Below are 22,996 nucleotides of genomic sequence, written 5' to 3'. Positions count from 1 at the left end.
CCTTCAAAGGAGGCTCAGCGCGCCTATTCTTTGAATTACATCCCGAGATAAAAAGTCAAAAGTTTTGGGGTGGACATCTCTGGTCTCCTAGCTATTTCATGAGTACGCTTGGTGACATGAGCAAGGAAACTGTGGAAGACTATATCATAAAGCAACGAAAGGCATGATGGCATTCATCCCTTGTTTGAAAACGAGGGAATTCTGCCTAACTCGTATTAAAGTTAGGCACAAGAAACGCGGAATGGTCTGGCCAGTTCATGGTTGATGTATTACACTTGAGCAAACGAGGTTACACTTCCGGTAACACCCCTGCCCCTCAATTTATCCTACCAAGCAGGGAAAGCTGCTTTGAAGCGCGATAAATTGAAACTCAAGCAAGGTCACGTACGTTCTAAATCCAACTCCCTAAGCTTCACTTCAAATCTAATCATCTTGCGTTAGCGATTCTGCAAATGTCTTTTACCTAATCGTACTGGTCACTTCTAACGATCCCTAGAAATTTGAGCATACACTTCCCATTGACGAAAGGAGAAGGCGTCTTGACTTCAACACCAGCGCACAGCAATCATGAGCGTCTCAGCTATCCGATTGGCAAATTTGCCACACTGAATAAAATCAGCGCCCGGATGTTGCGCCATTATGATAAGATCGGCCTGTTCAAACCACAGACAGTGTTGCAAAATGGCTACCGGTATTATTCGTCTGAACAAATCCCGACCCTCTCTTTAATTAAGAAGTATCAGGTCTGTGGCTTCACACTAGCGGAGATTTCAAAATTACTTGGCGCTAGTGACGCCACCATCAGGGACCTCGCTGAGAAAAAGCAACGTCAGTTAAGGCAACAGGACGTCGCGCAGGCGCAAGCGAGTACGTTCCTCTCAAATTTATTGGGACAAGGCCCCGCCCCATTTCCTAATGATGACGTCATCGCCGTGACGCATCAACCTGCACGTCAGTTATGCCGGGAACCCCCAATTGATGACAGTGCCGTAGACGCCTCGTTTGATCAGCTTTACCACACGCTTGAAAGCGCACATGTTCGGCCGGAGGGTTTATCATTGTTACTTTGCGATCCGGATGCCAATGATGCCGCCTATCGTGTTGCGGTCCCCTTGTCGCATAGCAACATCCCCTCCGGTTTGGTCAGTCAAACGCTTCCTGCTGGCACGTACATTTCGACAGTTCACTATGGCAGTTATGCTGATCTCGGCGTTGCCTATGACCGGTTGATCCAGTATGCCCATCAACAAAACCGTTCGTTAGCCATGCCCTTTATTGAACGCTACTTCTTAGATCAGGCTTATACCACCAACGTGAATGATTACATTACGGAAATTTCTGTTCAAATGACCCCTTGACCTTATCACAGTGTCAAGGGGTATTCTTTCGTTAATCAAGAAAGGACGACCGTGATGAAATCACTCAGAATTGTATTCTGTTTTATCTTGCTGCTTTTGAGTGGCTGTCGCGTCAATAAGGAGGCAACACCAATGAATACCAACTATTTTCCAAGCGAGACGACCCAACACGAAGGAACCTGGTTAACTTGGCCACACCGTTTCACTTACGGCCGCGCCTATCAACATGAGATTGAACCCATCTGGATTGCGATGACCAAAGCCCTCACCAGCGGAGAAAACGTCCACCTCATTGCCTATAATGCGCGGGAACAAAAACGAATTACCACCCTGTTAACTCACGCAAAAGTCCCAATGAATAAGGTGGATTTCACCATTGCCAAAAGTGATGACGTCTGGTCACGAGATACCGGTCCCCTATTTGTCCGCACATCAACCGGTAAGCTAGCTATCGCAGACTTTAAGTTTAACGGCTGGGGCGGTAAAGCCGCGCACAAGAATGACAATCGCCTACCCGCGGCAGTTGCCAAAGTTAAAAAGCTACCGCGCCTCTCAATTCCTGGCTTTGTCCTGGAAGGTGGTTCGGTAGAACTGGATGGACATGGCACGGCAATGCTATGTAAAAGCTCCGTCTTGAATCGGAACCGTAACCCTGGCATCAGTCAGGCCAAGGCAGAGGCCTATTTGACGAAATACTTCGGCGTGACCCACTTTATCTGGCTCGACGGTGTTGTCGGTGAAGATATCACTGATGCCCACATCGATGGTATGGCGCGGCTCTTCGATGATCAGACTATCCTAACCGTGTCAAAGACTGACTTTTATCAACTCTACGAAGGGATCCACCGACAAGATTACACGAAGCTCCAAAACGCGACCAATGCTCACGGTAAACCCTATAAGCTTGTGACACTGCCAATGACTGCTAAAAACGTGCGGGGCTTGGACTACAAGGGTAGCTATCTTAATTATTACGCGGGTAATGATGCCGTCCTCGTGCCAACTTATCACGATAAGAATGATCAGACCGCGCTAAAAATATTCAGTCGCCTTTATCCAGATAGAAAGGTTGTCGGTATTGATGTGACCGCGCTGTATCAATACGGCGGAATGCTGCACTGCGTAACCCAGCAGCAGCCCCAGGCATTAACGCCCAGTCATTGACCCTGAAAAGCGACGCATCACCACCTCTAAGTCTGCTATACTGGTATTAGCAATGTTCTACCAGAGAAACTTTGAGGAGGATGAACAATATACATCGTGGCGTGTCACTTTTTCTACTTTCCTTAGCAGTACTGACACTGAGCGGCTGTGCCAAGGTCGCTTCAGAGAAAACGGGGACTGATTATCTCAAGATCTACAACGCCCACAATCACCGGATTTTTACGGCAACTGGTCGTCGAAGCAAGACGCTTGTTTCCCACATCCCACAGACTTACAACAATATTTCTAATAAGAAGATTCCGCAATCTGCGAATCCCAGCTACCGGTATGTCATGCACAAAGAAAAGCACGACATTACAATCACCATGCAAGTCTACGCAAATTACCGCTATGCCAAGTTATCTGGTGTGCCGGTCATTGGCGGTGGGACCGTCAAGCTCACGTCAAGAAATTACCAGAAATTGAACCATCCTCAAAACTTTATCGATTAACCTTTATTCGTCAAAAACGGCTAGACTCCCCTAAATCGGGGAATCTAGCCGTATTTGTTTGCTCACTGTTCTGATAGTCGATTGACCGTAATCAACCGGTAGTTACAGACATTGACGGTCAATTACCCCCTAATCACTGCCGTTCATCCTATTTAGAAATGCATTAAAATCCGAAGTTGCAAGTATTATCCTTTCATAACAGATAGAAACATGGTCATAGCTGTACAGCATTAAATCAACTATAATTAGATAAAGTGAGGATTGAATCTTAGTCACAAATTCTATTACGGAGGTTATTCATGCGTCCATTTAAAATCGATACTGGTTATCAACATTTTAGCGGCATCATTTCTCACTATGGGAAGGATCTCGATGGTAGACCCGTAACGGCTATTATAAATGTTGAAGATGATTCCGGTCGATTAATTACTGATCATATTTGGGTACAGCACTGGCTTAAGCCACGAAAAGGTTCAGAAGAAAAGAACATTGGAAAAATCATTTCATTTACCGCTAAGCCTGTTCTCTACACCCGCCACAATGCTCAGACACAGGATTATAGCTTGGATAATTTCGGTAGAATATTTCGGGCCATACCACTTCCAACAGAACTAAGTCCCAAATTTTGTAAACGAATGCGTCGCCACCAAAACAATTACTTTGCTGGCGTCATTCATCAACACCAGTTAAGTTTTATTGGCCAAGGCAGTGATGGAAAAATTACAGAGACAACTGAAAATACACGCTTTTTCACCGGGATTAACGAGCTAATTTCCAAGACATCCCCCTATCTTAACAATCACACTCCGGTCATATTCAAAGTAATCATTTATCAGGGAATTCTCTTTCTTGGTATTACGCGTTAATGTGGTGTAGCTGTCAGATTTGTAAAAATCCTGAACTTAAGCAACGAGCAAACAAATACGGCCGCAAATTTTAAGAACAATGACAATCATTACGACGAAATCAACGCAATGCCGTCAGCTCAATCTAACAGGTTCAAGGAAACTGTGTCATATCACCTATGCGACTTGTTTCTTTAATTTATGTGGATTCAAAAATAGTTCTAAAATATCTGTTGTTGGTAATCAGATAAATCCGATTACTGGCTACGGATATTTTAGAACCTCTATTTCGAATGAAAAATCCTGTTGACGAACGGGTAATCTTTAGTTCCACACTTTATATTTTTTCTAGAGCCTGCCAGTTTCCTAGGTATTTTTCAGCATTCAGATCATCAGTTCTTGTTTCCAAGATCTCACCATTCTTCGTCTTCTGGAAATAGAAGTGGTATTTCCCGTCCTCGAGAATCTTCTTATTAAGCATTTCTTTCATTTCCTTGTGGTTTAATACAAAGACTGCTGGTTCAGTATCCGTTTCCACAAAAAAGATATAGCCCTCGAATGAATTTTTTGAAAACGCTTCCTTTTCAACCATAAACCAAGAGCTCCACTCAAGGTTCCCCTCCGATTTAACAGAATCATGGGCATAATTTCTGGAACGCCGTAACATAATTTTATGAGTTTCATTTAACATAAGACCTCCACCATCTCTTAAACTGGCCTTATCAAAGGTTAAATTGCTTTTAGCATTTAGTCTTTGGATTTTTTCGATGACCTCTGCCTTGTTAAATTTAGTCATTGTGCTAGCTTTTTCTGATGAGATTTTTTCTTTATCTGGAAATATTTCTGAAATTGTTTTTTTCAATTTCTCCACTTCATTTCCTAATCTGTTAACCTTTTCCATTGTTTCTAGCAGTAAGCTTTCGTAATTCATTCTCATTTCCTCCTAAAAAATCTTTTGAATTTTTCTATACATTTATACTAATACGATTTTTTAAATAAATCAACAGATATTATATAAAATCTGAAGATATTTTGGATGATTCTAGTTTTGATGATGCTCGTCAAATAATGGGACGCTGGTCTTTGACGCTGAAATATAATATGAGTCCCAGCAGCAGTTCTTGCTGACAACCTTTACTCAGGCAATGAATATGAATGGCTTTCACCATCATATAGCGGGTCGTAATAATCGCCATACGTTTAACTAATTTGCTAATGAAAATCTGAATGATGACGATATCAAACGATTATCAACCGGCTTATCACAAAAAGGCTAGATTCCCCTAACAGGAAATCTAGCCGTATTTGTTCGCTATTCTGATAGTCGATTGACCGTAATCAACCGGTAGTTACAGGCATTGACGGTCAGCTGTACTCTGCGCCTCTGATTTGCCACGTAATAGTTCTTACCACGCCGTCCAACCAAAGAGTCCGGATCACCCAAGATAGCCTGTACCCATACCTCAGTCTCACTGCGGGACCAGTCAACCGCAAGTTTCTTATTCACCCGTTCATACATCAGCTCGGTATAACAGATGTTCTCACTGATTTTAACCAGTAAGTCCTGACTAGCTAGCGTCGGCATTTTCCGTCACAAACGTATGCTTGTCATCAAGCACGTACTGGAATTCAACGGCGTTCAACATCAAGCTAGCCTTGAACAGCGCCTTGATGCCCTGCTCATTGCTCATGACCACAAAGAATTCCCTATCAGTGCCACTCACGCGTTGGAAAGTCTCATACTCTCCCTTGAAACCTTCTTTACGGAACAGCGCGATAATCTTCATCATTTCAATCTGGGTGACTTCTTTTTCTGCCAATGCAATCTCTTTTCTTTATGCTAAATTTTCGGTCAAAAGTGGCCCACCTAGTGACCACTAGTGACATTTTTTCCCATGAAAAAGCCGCCTCTACATTCAAGGCGGCTTCAACGAATCAGATAATTACTTACCCATCTTCGTCTTGCTAGTCATGTTTAACTTGTCATCGAAGTCGTAGACAACTGGTTCACCGGTTGCCATTTCAAGATCCATGATGTCGTCATCAGAGATCCGTTCGATGTATTTGCTTAAGGCCCGCAGAGAATTACCATGAGCGGCGATGATGACGTTCTTGCCATCAAGCAGCTTTGGGGCAATTTCGTCTTCCCAGAAAGGCATAACGCGTTCCAGGGTAACCTTTAAGTTTTCGCCACCAGGCACGATGTTGGGGTCCAAGTTAGCGTAACGTGGGTCCTTAACAGCTGAGCCTTCAGCGTCTGCGGCCAAAAGTGGTGGCAAGACATCGTAAGAACGACGCCAGATGTGCACTTGGTCGTCACCGTACTTTTCAGCGGTTTCCTTCTTGTTCAAGCCTTGCAATGCACCGTAGTGACGTTCGTTCAAACGCCAAGTCTTGGTTTCTGGAATCCAAAGTTGGTCTGATTCTTCCAAAACGTAGTGTAACGTCTTGATTGCCCGCTTCAGAACTGACGTGTAAGCGTAGTCGAATTTCATGCCAGATTCCTTGATCTTTTGACCAGCAGACTTGGCTTCTTCAACACCCTTTTCGCTTAAATCAACGTCAACCCAACCAGTGAACTTGTTGGCCAAGTTCCATTCACTTTGGCCGTGGCGAATCAATACTAATTTTGCCATCACTTATAACCTCTTTCTTTGGTAGAATACCTTGTTATTTTACACCATCTAGCGGTGAATTTCAGCTTAATTGTGAGGTTCTTTTCATGACACCGCTTACTTGTCGGCATTTCTCCCCACAACGGTTGTCAGACCAGTAATCCAACTCGGACTAGTCATCATCCTCATCAGACCCGTCCGACTTCCCATGATGATGCCGATACTCGCGAATCTTCTGCACGTCGACCTGTGGCCGCGGATGCAGGCCATGAACTGGCCGCACACCCAAGATATCTAGGAAGAAGGTGAAGATTGGCACCCCCACAATCAGCCCCCAGACACCGAATAGTTGTTCGCCCGCTAGTAATACCACAAAGGTATAGAAGATTGGCAACTCCGTACGGCTCGACATGAATTTCGGATTCAACACATAGGCTTCTAACGCATGGACCACCACGATCATCACGAGAATATAGACGATGTAGCGGACCCCGCCGACCGAATAACCCAATATCGTCAACGGTACCACAGAAACGATAACCCCGGCGACTGGAATCAAGCTCAGAATGAAGATCATAATCGCCAACGTTGGCAGCTGTGGCATATGCATAATGGCCAGCACCACCGTCGTAATCACCGTATTGCAGAGGGCAATAAAGAATTGGGCTTCCAGCACGACACCAAACGTATTCACGAACTTCGTCGCAAAGAAGTTGATGTCTTGGAAAATCCACCCATAGGTACTCGTCAGGAAATGCTTGGAGAACGATGCCATTTGCTTACTTTCAATCGTAAAGAAGTAACTCAGAATCATCGACATAAACAGCGTTAACCCAAACGACCCAATGGTGGAGATGTACGTCAAAACAACCTTAGCCCCATTTTGCAGCTGGTTAACCACATCGGAACTCTTAATATAATCCGAAATCCACCGGATGACCTCATTACCATCCGTCTGCGGGTTCTGGTAGAACTTAAAGAGTGTCTCTCCACCCTTCATAGACGACGTGATCAACGCCGGCAAGTAGGTCGTAATCGCCAAATACAAGCCACCAATGATGATGATGTAGGCCACCGACACAATCAGTGCTGGCGGTAGCTTGACCACCTTTCGCACCGCTTTGACCAGTTGTAAAATCAGAAAAGTAAAAATAAACGTTAGCAAGATCATATTCATTTCAGACCGGATCAGCCACAAAATAAAGATCAGCACGACTAACACCACGAAACGGCGGAGTCGAATGTTAGCGATAAATCGTTCCCACAAGCTCAATTATAAATCCCCCATTTCATCTTAGTTTCATTATACAACATCGCGCTTGAATCCCTAGCGATTTTTGACCACTACTCGGCCATTACCGGTCGAAGCGGTGACGCCCACCGTTTGCGGCTTAGTAAAAAGCTTTGATTTAGGTTATTTCAGACTAAAAACCGCGATGAACGGGCGCTCAAAGGCCCATTCATCGCGGTTCAGTGTAACCATATTTTCAATTATGACTCGACACCCTCCAAGACGGCCGACCGCTGATTGCTAAACGTCAATTGCAAGTCGTCCAAGGCCAGTGCCTTGTGGATGATAGCCGAAGCCCCACCCTTCAAGGATGCTTCCTTCGCATTCTTAGTTAATAGCAGCGGTGCCTTACGAATGATCGCCATGTCATCGACATACTTTCTCACGGTATCCATCATCTCTGGCAAGAGCTCCAGGATCGGTGCATTCACGATGATTGCGTCCGGAGCGAAGGTATTCGACAGATTGCCGAGCACCTTGGCCAGGTAGTACGAGAATTCATCGAGGATTGACAACAGCTCTGGCCGGTGTCCCAGATAATCCCGGCGAATCCGGTTAACATCCACGCGATCCAGCTTCTGATACGCCATGATCCGTTGCAGGACGGTTCCTTCCGCCACGTACTGGTTGACCGTCTGCATACTCTTTTCCTGATAGCGATCCGCCAGTGGACAGGTTCCAATGTTCCCCGCCTCACCGTTATGGCCGCGATAGAGGTGGCCCTCCGTCACAATTCCGGCGGAGACCTGGTCACGAATCGTCACGGAGATCAAGTTGCGATAGATCCCCTCACCAGCGAAGTCCCGCTCGTAAATAGCGGACTCGTTGGCTAAGTTTTCCAAAATAACGGGAACTTGGAACTTGTCACTGAAGTACTTCGCCAGATCAAAGTTCTTGAAACCCTTCAATGAAGCCCCTAAGATTTGATTGTCATAAATAATGCCGTCCAGACCAAAGGCGATACCCAGCAGACGATTGTCACTCTCCGCCACGGTCGTTGCAATCTTCTCATCGATCATATCCAACACCGTCGTAAGATCTACGTCGCGGGTGGACACGCTCGCATAATTCTCAGACCGACCATCCAGCCGACTGCTGATCATCGAGAACCGTTGCCGTAAAATGTTGATGCTGACGACATAGCCATACCCCACGTTTAGCAATGCCATGACTGGTTTCCGTCCACCGTTACGCGTGCTAACACCGTGGCCCACCTCGCGGATCAGGCCTTCGTGCAACAGTTGACTGTAAATGTCGGAAACGGTCACTTTATTTAAACTAAGATTCCGGGAAATTTGACTACGCGAAATGGGCCCTGCGTTAACGATCTGCTGAAGCACTTGCTTCTCATTAGTTGTCCGCATGATATGTTTGTTGATAATCATAATTTTCTGTAACACTCGCTCACTGTGACTTCGTGGTGATTCGGGAATCAAATCAGTTTTAGGTCTCGCCCCATCCCCCAAGATTGGTGCTCACCTAGCCACTGTGAGAAGCGTTACTCTACCCCCCTTAGTAGAATTTTCTGATTCTAAGTACATAGTAAATCACGCTTACCAATTTGGCATGAAAAACGACTTGTGAACTTTTTGGGGACTTTTAGGGCTGTCGTGGCGGGAACTCCTTGCTGTGATAGGCTTTCTAGCCACAAAAATGCTTGTAGACCAATTAATTTCATTATATACCTACATAAACTATTTGTTTGATAAACTTACCATCTTGTCAAATTTTAGAACTTATTCGTTAGAAATGGTAAGTTTGCCTACCAAATTGATTAACTGAATTTACAACTCAGAAAAAATGTGACTTGCCACCTAAGCGACCAGAAAGTCAGGTCACCTTTGGAAAAAGACCGATTGTGGTTGCTAAATTTTTCATATCACGCGCATCACGCGCAAAGAAAAAAGGAACACCACCGTAGTCGCGTCCCTTGCTAGAAATTTATTTCAAATATTGTTGCGTGTACTTTGTCAGGGAAAGCCCCTTCTTGTTGGCCTGTTGCAGGGCCACCCGCACATCCTGATCACTCATGGCGTCGGCCTGACCGCCAGCGGCGTTAATCGTCTGCCGTGCGCTACCAATCTGACCATTGGTAATCGTCTTGCCATCCAGTTCCTTCTGGCTCTGCGTGACGGTGTACTCGTTACTACCAGAGTAGTTACTTGCCGCTTGCTTCTCAGAAGACGTCAGTGAGGCACTAGAGCTGCTAGCAACACTGCTACTACTGTCCGTAGAGGATGAGGACGATGCTGCCGAACTGGTTTCACTCGTTTGTCCAGCGTTATTCGACTTCCGTAATGCCAAGGCTTCCTCATACAAATTCTTGTAGTAGCTCTGACGGAACTTCGTATTGTTGAAGAGTTCATCCAGCGTGGTGTTGGACTGTCCATAGTTCAGCGCCTTATTTTCACCTTGCGCCTTGTTTAAGATCTGTTTGAATTGTTTAACGTTGGCCCTGATGTCCTTAACCTGCTTATAACGATCCTTAGCACGTTTGACCAGCACCGTTGATGCATTCGTCGTGTCCTTGACTTCCCCGTAATAGCCCTGGGCACTGCTAAAATGCCGCGCTTCCAAGGCATTCTCCCCGGAAACATACCGTTGTGTCTGCGTCAGGTAGTGCTGCGCCGTCTGATCGTTCAGGCGCCGTTTCAAGGCATTCTGGAAATAGCTCTCTGCCTGTGTGTAATGTTTACTTTGAATGGCTGTACGCCCGTTAGCCATTGCCGCTTGGTACTCTTTAGCTGTTGCGTGATGATTCGAATACGCATAACCGCCAATCAGCAGTGCCACAACGATTGTTGCCACGACCCATACCCATTTTTTCAAAATGAAAGACCTCCGCTGGTTAATTATGTTTATATTATACCATGCCTGTTCCGTGAATCGTTGAATTTTACTGGGCTAAGTCAGGTAAAGAGAACGTTAAGCGCTTACATTGAAACCTCCCCCTTACGTTCACCCTATTGATAGGCGTATAATGGCGTAGTAATTTTGTTTCTTCCATTTTAATGAGGAAACCGGAAAGGACCCATGACATGCTTGAAAAAACTTTCTACAAAACGTTTCTGAGCCACACCTTTAACATCCCTGTCCGCGTCAACTATTGGGACGGCACCAGCGATGTATACGGGACCGGCACTCCTGACATCACCATCACCATTCACGAGGCCATCCCGGTTAAGGAGATTTCCCGCAATGCCTCTATTGCATTGGGTGAAGCCATCATGGATGGCAAGATTGAAATCGACGGGAGCATTGAAGACTTACTGACGGCCGCTTACGAAAACGCCGACAGTTTCTTCCACAACTCGAAGTTCATCCACTTCCTGCCGAAGCAAAAGCACACCGAAAAGGAAAGTAAGGCCGATGTGCAGAACCACTACGACATTGGAAATAACTTCTATCAGCTGTGGCTCGACGATACCATGACGTACTCCTGTGCCTACTTTGAATCACCCGATGATGATTTGCACACAGCACAAGTCAACAAGGTTCACCATATTATTAAGAAATTAAACCCACAACCTGGCAAAACATTGCTTGATATCGGCTGTGGCTGGGGTACCCTGATGTTAACGGCAGCTAAGGAATACGGCCTGCACGTAACAGGGATTACCTTGAGTCAAGAACAATACGATTACGTCAACCAACGGATTCAAGACGAAGGCTTAACCGATGTTGCCGAAGTTCGTTTGGAAGACTACCGTGAATTGGGCAACGAACAGTGGGATTACATTACCTCTGTTGGGATGTTCGAACACGTTGGCCAAGAAAATTTGGGCCAATACTTCGACTGCGTTCAAAAGTACCTGATGAATGATGGCGTTGCCTTGATCCACGGGATTACCCGTCAACAAGGTGGTGCCAACAACGGCTGGTTAAACAAGTGGATCTTCCCAGGCGGCTACGTTCCCGGGTTGGTTGAAAACACCACGCACATCATTGAAAATGGCCTTCAGATTGACGACATGGAACCCCTTCGTCGGCACTACCAAAAGACGGTGGAGATCTGGGACAAGAACTTCAATGAGCACCGTGACGAAGTTGCCAAGATGTTTGACGAAAAGTTCGTGCGGATGTGGGATCTTTATCTCCAAGCTTGCGCGGCATCGTTCAAATCTGGTAATATTGACGTGATTCAGTATTTGATTTCGAAGGGTCCCTCTGCCCGGATGTTACCTATGACGCGGGACTACATGTACGATGGTACACACGCCCAAGCACCGGTAACGGACTAATTCAAATTTTCAGGTGACCGCGGATCATCTGATACTTAAAGCACCACTCGACTCGGATTGATCACCGGGTTGGGTGGTGCTTTTTGGTTCCGGGTAAAGGCTATGGTACCACTATTCTTACCCTAAAAAGGGACCTCACCAACCGGCAAGGTCCCATTAATTTATAAATTTGGTCACGCCATGAACATCGATAAGATGAAGACGCCAATCAGGCCCACGATAACCGAGATGGCCATCGAACGGGTACGGTAAGCGACAAAAATCACGATCACTGCCGCCAACATTTCTGAATACTTGTCGAGTAGCAGCGCGTAACTGGCACTGTCGATGAAGATATCCTTCACGACCAGCGCCGTAAACAGTGATACCGGCACGAACTTCATCCATTCGTTAAACCATTCCGGAATCGCCCGCTTCGTGAACAACATCAGCGGGAAGAAACGCGGGATAAAGGCCACAATAAAGCCTAAGATAATTAGCCAAAAGTGTTGCGTACTGTTCCACGTATTAACTGCGTTCATATAGCTCTCCCTGTGTCCTAATTAGCATCCGAATGCTCCACGGCTTCCTTCTTGGACCCCGGACTTCGCAGGCGCCACAGCCAATGACTGTCAGGCAACCGTTTGCGGAGCGTGGCTTCCAATCCGAAACCAATCAGTGAAGCAATAATTGTCGAAATAACCAACCCTAACGTGCTCTTGGTCAGCATCATGCAGACCGCTGCGAGCACTCCTGAAATCAGGCAAATCACGATGGTCAGGCGATTCTTGATCTGCATAACGATCATGTACAAGAACAGCGCTGTCAGCGCAAAATTAACGATACTGAGGTCAATCTTCAAGGCACTGCCAATCAGACTCCCAACAACGTTACTAGCCGCCCAGAATAGCAAGGAATAATGCTCCACCATTAGAGCTTCCCTACCCGTCCACTTTTTATCAGTGGCAAATTTTAAGTAGTTAATGGCGTAATTTTCATCGTTTAACGAAACCGCGAACATGAATAGAAAGCGGTTAGATGAGCCTTTTAAGTATGGTGATAAACTCGAACTCAGTAATGCATACCGTAATTCCAGGAAAAACAGCATCAAAACAATTGATAGTAATGGGGAATTAATAGTCAACATCGTGGCAATTAAAAATTGTGCCCCACCGGAAAAGATCAACAAAGAAACTAATCCAGTCAGTAAGGTATTGAACCCTGCCGCGTGTAGCAAAATCCCACAAGCCAGCCCAATTGGAATGTAGCTTAAATTAAGGGGCATGGCTACCCGCAATGTCGACCGCCATAAGGGTTCGTTGGGGTCCGGCACCTGCTTGGGGTTTGGCCGTCGTTTATTCAAGAATGTTTGCCTCCGTCGAATACTCTGAGATATGAAGCAACCTAACGGGTTCCCCCGTTATGCATAAAACCACACGATGATATTTTAACATGTTTCAGGGCATTTTCATATAACATATACAATATTTATCACGGATGAGCCCGCATTATTCCCGGTTTCATTAAACATTTGTGAAAAATCACGGCAAGTTTTCATAACTTATGGACGTATTAGAAATGATGCCCATAAACTTCTAAGTCAGCGGAGAATCCCGTCATATCCGCGATTGCGGGCAGGTGTCCCCAGTGAGCATACCCCGCCTTTTCGAAAAGATGGCAGCTCGCCTGGTTGTGCCCAAAGATTCGAGAGATGACGCTGGTGATGCCCAATCGCGGTGCCTGTGTCGCTACCCAGTTCACGGCTTGCGTTCCCAAATGCTGCCCCTGGTGATCCGTATCCAAATACAACGCAATTTCTGCTGTATGGCGGTAGCCTGCCCGATCACTGTAACGTTCCAACCCCACGAAGCCAGCGGTCTCGCCGTCGCTCTCAATCACCCATAACGGGAAGTGTTGCGGGTTAAACGAAGCGAACCACGGCTGCCGTTGCGTCACCGTCACCGGTGTTAAATCAGCGGTAATTCCCTTTGTTGCAACCGCTTGGTTATAGATGGTAATGATAGTGTCCTGATCGCTGACCTCGGCAATCCTAAAGTTAACGGACATATTGTCCCCTCTTTTCTCTCATCTGCAATCCATTATACGCAAAAAGTGCCGCGAAACCAGAGGCTTCACGACACTTCTAAGTTTTTTTATGAGTGAGACTCGGTCTGTGGATCTTCAACCTCTTGTAGCTTTTGGTTGTCATCCAATTGCGAGATCCCCATCAAATGCTTCTTCTGTAGCCAAATCATCGTTGGCCAAAGCAGCGCTAAACCAAGAATGGTAAAGAACGCTAAGACCCACACGGCTTGAGTGACCATCCCAGACATTCCTGACGTAATGGCTTCACGGAACCCAAGGATTGAGTAAGTCATTGGTAGGAATGGGTGAACGACGTTATAGAAGTGGTTCGTCACTTCCATTGGGAACGTCCCACCGGAGCCCCCTAATTGGAGCATCAGGAGGACCATGGCAATGAATCGCCCAGGGTTATCCAGTAGCATCGACAGGAACATGATAATAAACATCGACGCTTCTGCAAAGCAGATTGAAACCAGAATCATCTGTCCCGGATGATCGACTGTCAAACCACCCAACATCATCAAGACTGGTTCAACCAGCCCCATGGCGAGTGCTTCGAAAGCCCCAATGGACACTTTACTCCAGTACCAACCCGTCGCAGTCCCGCCCTTACGTGAGACTTTCCGGATTGGGTAAGCAAAGTTGAAGACGATTGCCCCAACGAACAAGGCAACGGATAACACGTAAGGTGCTAAGGCGTGACCGTAATTTGGCACGTAACTATAGTTTTCATGCTTCAACTTAGTTGGTGCGGCAAACATGTCGGCCGTCTTGCTACTCAAAGGCTGTGCTTTAATCTGGTCAGCACCGCTCTTCAGAGACTTGGCTAACGTGCCATTCCCGTCAGAGAGCTTCTTGGCCCCTTGCATCAATTGGTTACTGTTGTCATCAAGCTTCTTAGACCCAGCAGCCAACTGATTAACCCCACTGGTCAGCGTTGGTACCTTGCTGTTCAGCGTGTTTAAGCCAGAAGTCAATTGACCTGACCCGTTCATGAGTTGTGCGGATGAGCTGGTCAACTTGTTGCCAGCAGCGGTTAATTTGCCCGTGTTGGCGTTGAGCTTGTTGACACCGGCAGCGGCGGTTTGTAGACCACTATTTAATTGCGTAGCCCCACTGGAAACTTGGTTAGAACCGCTCTTCAATGAAGCACCGTTCTTAGCCAACTTGGCAGTCCCATTCATGATCTGAGCTACCCCGTTGGTCAAGGTCGGCACTTGGCTGTTGAGTTGTGACAAACCAGTATTCAGCGTTGTTGAACCAGCAAACGCCTTATCGACCCCAGACGTGTATTGTGTTACGCCAGAAGTCAACTGACTAACACCATCTACAAGACTAGTACCGGATGCGGGATTGACTGCTGCATTAAGCTGCTGAACACCTTGTGCAAAAGTCGTTAACTCACCAGTTGTACCAGTAAGGTTCATACCAGCCAATTGTGTGAGAATTTCAGTCAATCCTTCGTAAACTTTCGTCGTCGCTTTCTGAGTACCCGCAGTTAATTCAACTAATTCTGCACTAGCTTTGGTCGTACTCCCAGTTGACGTTGTCGTACTTGCGCTCGATGTTTGTGTGGAAATCTTACCAGTCGCATCATTGGCCGCAATTGCTTCTTTAGCCAACTCATCAGCTAAAGAGGATTTGGCAGAACTATCACTGGTCGCTTGTACACTAGCCGCAGTCTTTGCAGCTGCTGCAGCCGCAGTCTTTGCGGCCGAAACACCATTATCAGAAGTTGTTTCTGATGAACTGCCACTCCCACTGTCAGTTGACGTCGTGTTTTCACTTGCCGCTAGCTTTGCCGCTTGCTCGGCATAACCCTGAGCTTCTTTAGCACCAGTCTGAGCATCGGTAAGCCCTTTTGTTAAGGCCGCAATTGATGCCGTCATTCCAGGATTTGTAGCTGTACCATCCCCATTGACTGCTACTAAGACTTCATCAGCACCCGCACCCAGAAGCTTAACTTTACTGGACAAAGTAGCTGCTTGAGTAGCCAATGCACTTGCTCCGCTGTTCAAATCACTAGACTTACCACTCAAAGTAGACAGACCAGAGTTCAAGCTCTTACTACCATCAGACAGTTTAGTCACACCACTAGCCAATGATTTTGAACCCTTACCAAGTGTCTTCACGCCTGAATTCAGCGTGTAGACCCCGTCAACATACTTATAAGTCCCAGTCTTTAACGAGCTTGCGCCACTAGCTAACTTGGACGTCCCAGCAGTTAATTGCGGCATCCCAGCACTTAACTTGCTGACACCCGCCGTATACTGATTAACCCCACTAGCATACTGGCCAACCCCGCTGGTATACTTCGCCAGCCCGGTTTGTAGCGTCTGTGCCCCCGTCGACAACTTTTGAATCCCGGTCGCCAATGGCGTCACGGAAGTCTTCATTTGTTGCAGGCCGTTATTCAGCGTGTGAACCCCAGTCGTGTAGGTGTTCAGGCCATCCGTTAAGGTAACCGTCCCGTCCTTTAACTTGGCGGAACCCTTGGCAGCCTTGTCCATCCCCTGACCGACAGCGTAGATCTGCTTGAAGGTAGCTTGGGCATAAGCCTTCGTCACCTTGGCACGGATTTCACTATCCAACTTGGATGAACCCACTTCACTCATGACTTGGGCGATGTAGTTGGCAGAACCATTCGTCTTATAGGTAAACGTCATCTTCTTGGGATTCTTGTTCAGCGCCGTTGCGGCGTTGGCAGAGAAGTTCTTGGGAAGCGTGATCACCGTGTAGTACTTGTGATGCTTCAACCCCTCGGCCGCCGTCTTAGCGGATACGAACCGCCAGCCCAATTGTTTGTTTTTCTTCAGGTTGGTAATCGTTTGATCCCCAACGTTTAGTTTCTGGCCCTGGTAAGTCACCGGTTTATCTTGATTGACCACCGCAACGGGTAGACTTCCAGTCTCCCCATACGGGTCCCAGACCGACTTCAGAAAGAAGATACTGTAGAGGAATGGAATAAACATAATGGCAAGAACGGAGATTAAAATCAACCGATTATGCCGAATGTAATTCCATTCGCCTTTAATCATATTCACAAATGCCAACTCCCTTTATCCTCAAAATTACTTTAAAATTGCGCGTTTTCAGCTAATAATAAAAGTATCTTCGCACATTAATGCTTGACTTGTCAAAAATACAACACGCCATCGACAATCTTTAGAAATCGTCACCAATCCTATAGTATCAGCATTCAAGCGTTCTCACATATAATAAATTAAATTTCATTGGGCACCATGTTCAGACGGATTCTTAACGATATGCCTAATTTTAGCGCGTCTGAATGGCAAGCACCTTGACCGAAATCAAGCTGAATGACGTCCTTAACAATAATAACTGAAAATGACGCAACTGGCACAACTATTTTGCCAAAACCTGTAACTGACATCTTCCATTCAAAAAAGTCGCTCACCAATTGGCAAGCGACTCCGCAATCTCTTCATTTAGAACAAAGCAACAATTGACCGCCACATCCGGACGAAGACGTTCGCCTTCTCAACGGATTGTGTCACCTTCAAGGGTACCTTAGTCGTCTTGGTATTGCCCAAGAATCCTAACTGGTCGCCCTTCAAGGAGAGGTTGGCCGTTCCAATCGTCGTATTCTTCGTCACTGGTGCTTCCAAATCACCCTTGTTACTGTACTTGGACTTCAGTTGCGTCTTAGCTGATACGTTGCTGGCAACTTGGTCATCACGAATCCACAGCTTGACATCCTGACCCAGCGCCGTCTTCGCGGTCTTAACCTTGGCATCATGAGTCGTTACAGTCTTAGCACCCTTAATTTGCGTACCAGCCTTGTAGCTGACCGTTTTAAAGTTGTTGTAGACGTAAGACATCATCTTTTGTGTTTGTTGGAAACGTGAAGCATCGGTTTCCGACTTGTGCGCTGCGTGCAGCACAACTGTCACGATCCGATTGCCATCGTTGTTGGCTGTCCCGGTAAAGTTCGCGCCGGCAGCATCGGATGTCCCAGTCTTCAGGCCATCCACGTGGAGCTTAGAATAAGAAGCGGACAAGCCCTTCAACATCCAGTTCCAGTTATCCATCTTGGTGGCGTCGTTCGTGCCCTTTTCAAACCACATCTTCTTGATGCTCGTCGTCTGTAGGACTTCAGGGTACTTGTTCAACAGGGCCACTGCCAATTTGGCTTGATCAGCCGCAGACCATTCGTTTTCTGCGGACCCCTTAACGTTGCTATAGCCGAGGTTACCGACTTGCTTGTTGGTCAGCCCACAGGCGTTGTAAATCTTAACGTCGGTCATGCCCAACTTCTTGGCTTGTGCCTTCATTTGCGTCACGAACGCATGTGGTGACCCTGCCACGGCACTACCCAAGGCTTCCACGGCACCGTTAGCCGAGTAAACCAAGGATGCCTGATACAGAGCCTTGACCGTGTACTTGTGACCGGCCCGTAAAGGCACGTTAGACAAGTTCGTATTTTGTGCGACCTTAGCAATGTCCTTGCTGATGGTAATCTTTTGATCCCACTTCAACTTGCCCGACTTGATGGCGTCCAATACCATGTAGATCGACAACAGCTTGGTCATCGAAGCGACGGGAAGAGTTTGGTCCGCATTCTTATTGTACAAGATCTGACCGGTCTTGGCGTCGACCGCGATACCGGCCTTCGCTTTCAAGTTAACTGTCGTACTGTTACTGCTGGTTGCGGCCTGGGCCGTAACCGGTGCGCTCAAACTACTAATACCACCAGTGATCAGCGTTACCGCCGTCACCAGTCCAATAACGAGTTGCTGTAATCGTTTCATCATTAAAATCAAAACTCCTCTATCTTATGTAAGGCCAGAAACGGCCCTTGGTTTATGCCAAATTTAGCGATTCAAAACGCAACTTACTGTCCCGGCGTCTTCAACCGTTGCGGGATGGCCAGTGGCTGGTCGTGTTTGACCGGCAAATGAATCACGAAGCTAGTCAACGCATCGTCTGACTCCACGTAAATGTACCCACCGTGAAGGGCCACGATACTCTGTGCAATGGCCAAGCCAAGGCCGGTCCCGCCGGTTTCCTTAGACCGCGACTCTTCGACCCGGTAAAACCGCTCGAAGATCATATTCAATGATTCTTTCGGAATCTTCGGTCCATCGTTGGTCACGCGGACCTCCAGTTCAGTGGGGCTCAGTTGTTTAGCACCTAGATTGATGTGTTTCCCACCATCACCGTACTTCAATGCGTTGGAAACCAAGTTATTGAAGACCCGCACCAACTTCTCGGGATCAGCCTCCATCATAATCGTTTCCGATGAATTCTCGGCGCCAATCGTCATGCCCTTCTTCTGGGCCTCCAGTTCAAAACTGGCACCCAACTGTTCGAGCATCGCCGCCAAATTGATGTTGGTCAAGCTCAGTGGTGTATCCGTTTGACGGACCTTGGTGTACTCGAAGAGATCATCCACCAAAGATTTCATCTGTTTAGACTTCAAAAATGCCGTGTGCGTGTACTTGAGGAGGTCGTCCTCACTGTGATACTGCTTATCCTCGATCAGCCCCAGATAGCCGATAATCGACGTTAACGGGGTTCGGATATCATGACTGACATTGGTAATCAGCTCGTCTTTGGACTTCTCAATGGCCCGTTCTTCATTCATCGAATTGATGACGGAATCCACCAGCGCGTTGACAGAATCCACGACTCGCTGGACGTCACCACTGACCCGAAATGGAATGCGGTGATCGAAGTGCCCGTTGGCAATGTAGTGCAACTCGTCAATAATGTGCCGCAACTGCATTTGCCGGTACCGCCGAATCAGCCGCCACCAGACGACTAACGCGTCGGCCACGAGCATCAGACCAATGAACAGATTCTCCCAGCTCCAGAGCTGAAAGTGATTAGGTCCCAAGACGACGGACCGCTTGATGATAAAGATCCCATCACGCAGTCCGGGGTTACTTTCGATAGCCTGTACAATCAGCACCAGCAACGCCAGATTCAGCATCAGCAGGAGAATGACGGTCACGACCCCTTCCATGAACAGCGCACTCTTCTCGCGCGTGGTTAACTTCATGGTTGTGCCTCCCGGATATTCAATTGGTAAATGTTGATTAAGTCCATGTTGCGCTCCTACTCTTCTGGTTGCGGTTTGATTGGTGATACTGGGAGATTGGCAGCTTCGATAACCTTGGATACATAGTTAGGCTAGTTTGACCCGTGATTGCTCACTGTTCAAACTTCTTTGGCCCATTTGTGCGTTCAGTTTATGTTGCCGAAACGTGTTCCAGCAGGCAGTCAGCTCCGCTTAACCCCGCTAGGCCAAAAATCCAAGCCCGGGATTTTCACCCCAGCGACGTTAATGCTCACTAACTCCCGCCTGCTTCCACACTCTTTTTTGAAACGTGTTCCAGCAGGCAGCTGACTCCGCTTAACCCCGCCAAGCCAGAAATCCAGGTTCGGGATTTCTAACTTGACGACGTTAATGCTCATCAGCTAACCGCCTGCTTCCACACTCTTTTCCTTTTTATCTTGATTCGATCTTATACCCCACACCCCAAACGGTTTGAATGACCTTTTCGCCGTTGGTGGCGTCTTCGATCTTATCCCGCAAGTGGCTAACGTGGACCATGACGGTCTTGGCTGAGACAATACTTTCCTGACGCCATACCCGTTCGAAAATTTCGTCCGCTGAGAAGACGCGGTTGGGGTGGCTAGCCAGTAAGTAGAGAATCCCAAATTCTAGGGCCGTCAATGAGACTGTCTTGCCCGCAATCGTCTTGACTTCGTGAGAATCCTTGTTGATGGTCAACGTCCCAATATCCAAGATATCAGGGCTGTCATCGGTCACTTGGTCTTGACTCCGCCGCAGTAACGACTTAACCCGCGCCATAACTTCCAAGGGGTTAAATGGCTTGGTGACGTAATCATCGGCACCAGAAATCAACCCTTGAATCTTATCCATATCACCCGTCTTCGCCGATAGAATCAGGATTGGGATCTGGGAATCTTTCCGGACTTCCTTCATGACTTCAATTCCACTCATTTCAGGCATCATGATGTCTAAGATCATCAAGGCAATATCTGGCGTGGTGTGTAGCTTGGTCAAGGCTTCCTTCCCATCGTAAGCGGTGATGGGTTCATAACCTTCATTTTTAATGTAAATTTCAAGTAATTGTGCAATTTCTTTATCGTCATCGACAACTAAAATTTTCATGCGGTCTATTCTCCTTTAATCAGCTAGGCTCATTCACTAGCGGTCCTGCCCCGTAGGTTTAAGTCTATTCTAACAAATAACCTGGGCCAAGCGACCGGAAAACCCGAACCTTTAGCCGGGCGTAAGGCACTTAACCATTCCTTAATCTTACACTATTTTCGAGTGACTCGCCAACCAACAGTTAAGGCTCAATTAAGCCCAAACCATAGCTCAGATTGTGGCTGCTACTTGTCAATCTAGCCGTAAATATCGCGTCGATGACCGCTAACGCCTTCCCCTTAGTGGTTGAGTTCGCAAGCGCATCAATATTTGCATAGAGCCATCGCGAAACAATCATGGCCTGATGGTTATCCATTTAAGGAACTTGTTGACGACTACACTACCAATCAGTGAAAGACATGATGGCAGTAATCCCCTGTTTGAAAACGAGGGAATTCTGCCTAACTAATATTAAAACCTAAGGCATTGTTCAAAAAAACTAACCCATGCATCGAGTTAGCTTTTCTCAGTAATAATTTATTTGTAATTAGGTGCGGCCTTCGTGATCTGAACGTCATGTGGATGAGATTCAATCAACCCAGCGTTGGAAATCCGGACAAATTGGGCATTGTCAATCAGGCTCTGCACGGTGGCACTCCCCGTGTAACCCATGCCAGAACGCAAACCACCCACCATTTGGAAGAGGATGTCATTCACGCTACCCTTGTATTCCACGCGGGCTTCAATGCCTTCTGGCACCAGCTTGTTAGCTTCATTCACGCCGCCTTGGAAGTAGCGATCGGCAGATCCATGGGACATGGAAGCTAGACTCCCCATCCCCCGGTACGTCTTGTACTTCTTACCGCCATCTTCGATGATGTCGCCAGGTGCTTCGTCAGTCCCGGATAACATGGAACCAAACATCACGGCATTTCCACCAGCGGCTAACGCCTTCACGATGTCGCCAGAGTACTTGATCCCCCCGTCGGCAATGATTGGCTTGCCAAATTCACGCGCCACGTTGGCAGCGTCATAGATGGCAGTAATCTGAGGAACCCCAACACCGGCAACTACCCGCGTCGTGCAGATAGAACCAGGACCAATGCCGACTTTAACCACGTCGACGCCGGCTTCAAACAGTGCCCGCGTGCCTTCACCCGTGGCAACGTTACCGGCAATCAGCGTGGCATCTGGAAATTGTTGGCGAATCTGGGCAACCTTGCGCAACACCCCAGCGGAGTGACCGTGCGCCGTGTCGATAATGATGGCGTCGGCACCGGCCTTGAGTAAGGCGTCGGCCCGGTCAAATGTGTCAGAGGTGACCCCCACGGCTGCGGCAACCAGCAAGTGATTGTTAACGTCCACAGCGGCGTGTGGGTATTGATCAGCATCGTTAGCGATCGCTTTCACGTCGGCTACCATTTGCGCTTGTGACTCGGCACTCATATTTTTGTGGATGACCCCGAGGCCCCCATTACGGGCCATGGTCGTGGCCATCGTGGTCTCGGTGACCGTATCCATCGAGGCACTTAGGAACGGAACGTTCAGCTTTAAGTTTGGCGCTAATTGGACACTCAGATCGACTTCATTCGGTAAAACGTGGCTTTCTGCGGGTATTAACAAAACATCATCAAATGTGATTCCTTCTTTAGCAAACTTCGTGTCCCAATTAGACATAGTTGATATCGCTCCTCTTTAATTTAGTCTCAGGCTCGGTTAGGAATCCTGGGAGATATTGTTTCTAAATTTACCAGTCTAGGCCACTCAGGTCAAGGACTCTCAC

At 47.2% G+C, this 22,996-nt stretch carries 22 protein-coding genes; 6 read left to right on the top strand and 16 right to left on the bottom strand.

Annotation, left to right across the window (positions count from 1 at the left end):
- From ACKTSF_RS11165 to ACKTSF_RS11145, 5 genes are all read left to right on the top strand, one after another.
- Nucleotides 1–167: transposase (locus ACKTSF_RS11165; RefSeq protein ID WP_407889465.1), on the top strand; the 167-nt coding region annotated here is incomplete at its 5' end.
- 372 nt (nt 168–539) lie between these two features.
- The gene (locus ACKTSF_RS11160; protein ID WP_407889459.1) at nt 540–1,358 is read left to right on the top strand and encodes a MerR family transcriptional regulator; all 819 of its coding nucleotides are present in this window, start codon (nt 540–542) and stop codon (nt 1,356–1,358) included.
- A gap of 132 nt (nt 1,359–1,490) precedes the next feature.
- On the top strand, nt 1,491–2,522 hold the full coding sequence (locus ACKTSF_RS11155; protein WP_407889457.1) for an agmatine deiminase family protein: 1,032 nt from the start codon (nt 1,491–1,493) through the stop codon (nt 2,520–2,522).
- An 80-nt stretch (nt 2,523–2,602) separates the two neighbouring features.
- Nucleotides 2,603–3,013 (top strand): hypothetical protein, encoded by a 411-nt coding sequence (locus ACKTSF_RS11150; RefSeq protein ID WP_407889455.1) that lies wholly within the window; start codon nt 2,603–2,605, stop codon nt 3,011–3,013.
- A gap of 299 nt (nt 3,014–3,312) precedes the next feature.
- The gene (locus tag ACKTSF_RS11145; RefSeq protein ID WP_407889453.1) at nt 3,313–3,879 is read left to right on the top strand and encodes a hypothetical protein; all 567 of its coding nucleotides are present in this window, start codon (nt 3,313–3,315) and stop codon (nt 3,877–3,879) included.
- Between the two features lie 316 nt (nt 3,880–4,195).
- Here the strand turns inward: ACKTSF_RS11145 and ACKTSF_RS11140 are convergent, their stop codons facing one another.
- The 7 genes from ACKTSF_RS11140 to ACKTSF_RS11110 form a co-directional block, all read right to left on the bottom strand.
- Nucleotides 4,196–4,789: a hypothetical protein gene (locus tag ACKTSF_RS11140; RefSeq protein WP_407889451.1), complete on the bottom strand. Its 594-nt coding sequence runs from the start codon at nt 4,787–4,789 to the stop codon at nt 4,196–4,198.
- A 381-nt stretch (nt 4,790–5,170) separates the two neighbouring features.
- Nucleotides 5,171–5,443, bottom strand: a complete 273-nt coding sequence (locus ACKTSF_RS11135; RefSeq protein WP_407889449.1) for a DUF3781 domain-containing protein — start codon at nt 5,441–5,443, stop codon at nt 5,171–5,173.
- Nucleotides 5,427–5,678 (bottom strand): hypothetical protein, encoded by a 252-nt coding sequence (locus ACKTSF_RS11130; RefSeq protein WP_125579977.1) that lies wholly within the window; start codon nt 5,676–5,678, stop codon nt 5,427–5,429. The genes ACKTSF_RS11135 and ACKTSF_RS11130 overlap by 17 nt, the downstream gene beginning before the upstream one ends.
- Nucleotides 5,679–5,801: 123 nt before the next feature.
- Nucleotides 5,802–6,494, bottom strand: coding sequence for a 2,3-diphosphoglycerate-dependent phosphoglycerate mutase (locus tag ACKTSF_RS11125; RefSeq protein ID WP_407889448.1), 693 nt, complete (start codon nt 6,492–6,494; stop codon nt 5,802–5,804).
- A 151-nt stretch (nt 6,495–6,645) separates the two neighbouring features.
- Entirely contained in the window at nt 6,646–7,746 is a 1,101-nt protein-coding gene (locus tag ACKTSF_RS11120; protein WP_407889447.1) for an AI-2E family transporter, read from the bottom strand.
- A 218-nt stretch (nt 7,747–7,964) separates the two neighbouring features.
- On the bottom strand, nt 7,965–9,149 hold the full coding sequence (locus ACKTSF_RS11115; protein ID WP_407889445.1) for an ROK family protein: 1,185 nt from the start codon (nt 9,147–9,149) through the stop codon (nt 7,965–7,967).
- A gap of 556 nt (nt 9,150–9,705) precedes the next feature.
- Nucleotides 9,706–10,593 carry a hypothetical protein gene (locus ACKTSF_RS11110; RefSeq protein ID WP_407889443.1) on the bottom strand — a complete coding sequence of 296 codons (888 nt, stop codon included), beginning with the start codon at nt 10,591–10,593 and terminating at the stop codon, nt 9,706–9,708.
- 209 nt (nt 10,594–10,802) lie between these two features.
- Here ACKTSF_RS11110 and ACKTSF_RS11105 point away from each other — a divergent pair, with 209 nt between their 5' ends.
- Entirely contained in the window at nt 10,803–12,005 is a 1,203-nt protein-coding gene (locus tag ACKTSF_RS11105; RefSeq protein WP_407889441.1) for a class I SAM-dependent methyltransferase, read from the top strand.
- Between the two features lie 173 nt (nt 12,006–12,178).
- Here the strand turns inward: ACKTSF_RS11105 and ACKTSF_RS11100 are convergent, their stop codons facing one another.
- The 9 genes from ACKTSF_RS11100 to guaB all read right to left on the bottom strand — a co-directional run bounded on the left by ACKTSF_RS11100 (nt 12,179) and on the right by guaB (nt 22,890).
- Nucleotides 12,179–12,526 carry an AzlD domain-containing protein gene (locus tag ACKTSF_RS11100; protein WP_407889439.1) on the bottom strand — a complete coding sequence of 116 codons (348 nt, stop codon included), beginning with the start codon at nt 12,524–12,526 and terminating at the stop codon, nt 12,179–12,181.
- A gap of 17 nt (nt 12,527–12,543) precedes the next feature.
- Complete coding sequence (locus ACKTSF_RS11095) at nt 12,544–13,269, bottom strand: AzlC family ABC transporter permease (protein ID WP_407889463.1); 726 nt, start codon at nt 13,267–13,269, stop codon at nt 12,544–12,546.
- A gap of 287 nt (nt 13,270–13,556) precedes the next feature.
- The gene (locus ACKTSF_RS11090; RefSeq protein WP_407889437.1) at nt 13,557–14,051 is read right to left on the bottom strand and encodes a GNAT family N-acetyltransferase; all 495 of its coding nucleotides are present in this window, start codon (nt 14,049–14,051) and stop codon (nt 13,557–13,559) included.
- An 86-nt stretch (nt 14,052–14,137) separates the two neighbouring features.
- Nucleotides 14,138–17,107 carry a YhgE/Pip family protein gene (locus ACKTSF_RS11085; protein WP_434056356.1) on the bottom strand — a complete coding sequence of 990 codons (2,970 nt, stop codon included), beginning with the start codon at nt 17,105–17,107 and terminating at the stop codon, nt 14,138–14,140.
- A 411-nt stretch (nt 17,108–17,518) separates the two neighbouring features.
- A complete protein-coding gene (locus ACKTSF_RS11080) occupies nt 17,519–18,844 on the bottom strand; it encodes a serine hydrolase (protein ID WP_407889433.1) in 1,326 nt (441 codons plus the stop codon).
- 80 nt (nt 18,845–18,924) lie between these two features.
- Nucleotides 18,925–20,094, bottom strand: a complete 1,170-nt coding sequence (locus ACKTSF_RS11075; protein ID WP_407889431.1) for a sensor histidine kinase — start codon at nt 20,092–20,094, stop codon at nt 18,925–18,927.
- A gap of 450 nt (nt 20,095–20,544) precedes the next feature.
- Nucleotides 20,545–21,234 carry a response regulator transcription factor CroR gene (gene croR, locus ACKTSF_RS11070; RefSeq protein WP_020089649.1) on the bottom strand — a complete coding sequence of 230 codons (690 nt, stop codon included), beginning with the start codon at nt 21,232–21,234 and terminating at the stop codon, nt 20,545–20,547.
- Between the two features lie 181 nt (nt 21,235–21,415).
- Nucleotides 21,416–21,589 carry a hypothetical protein gene (locus ACKTSF_RS11065; protein WP_407889429.1) on the bottom strand — a complete coding sequence of 58 codons (174 nt, stop codon included), beginning with the start codon at nt 21,587–21,589 and terminating at the stop codon, nt 21,416–21,418.
- Nucleotides 21,590–21,750: 161 nt separating this feature from the next.
- The gene (gene guaB, locus ACKTSF_RS11060) at nt 21,751–22,890 is read right to left on the bottom strand and encodes an IMP dehydrogenase (RefSeq protein WP_407889427.1); all 1,140 of its coding nucleotides are present in this window, start codon (nt 22,888–22,890) and stop codon (nt 21,751–21,753) included.
- Between the last annotated feature and the right edge of the window lie 106 nt (nt 22,891–22,996).

The sequence above is a fragment of the Levilactobacillus muriae genome (assembly GCF_045862015.1).
Taxonomy (GTDB): domain Bacteria; phylum Bacillota; class Bacilli; order Lactobacillales; family Lactobacillaceae; genus Levilactobacillus; species Levilactobacillus muriae.
This window is presented reverse-complemented; position numbering and strand designations above follow the sequence as displayed.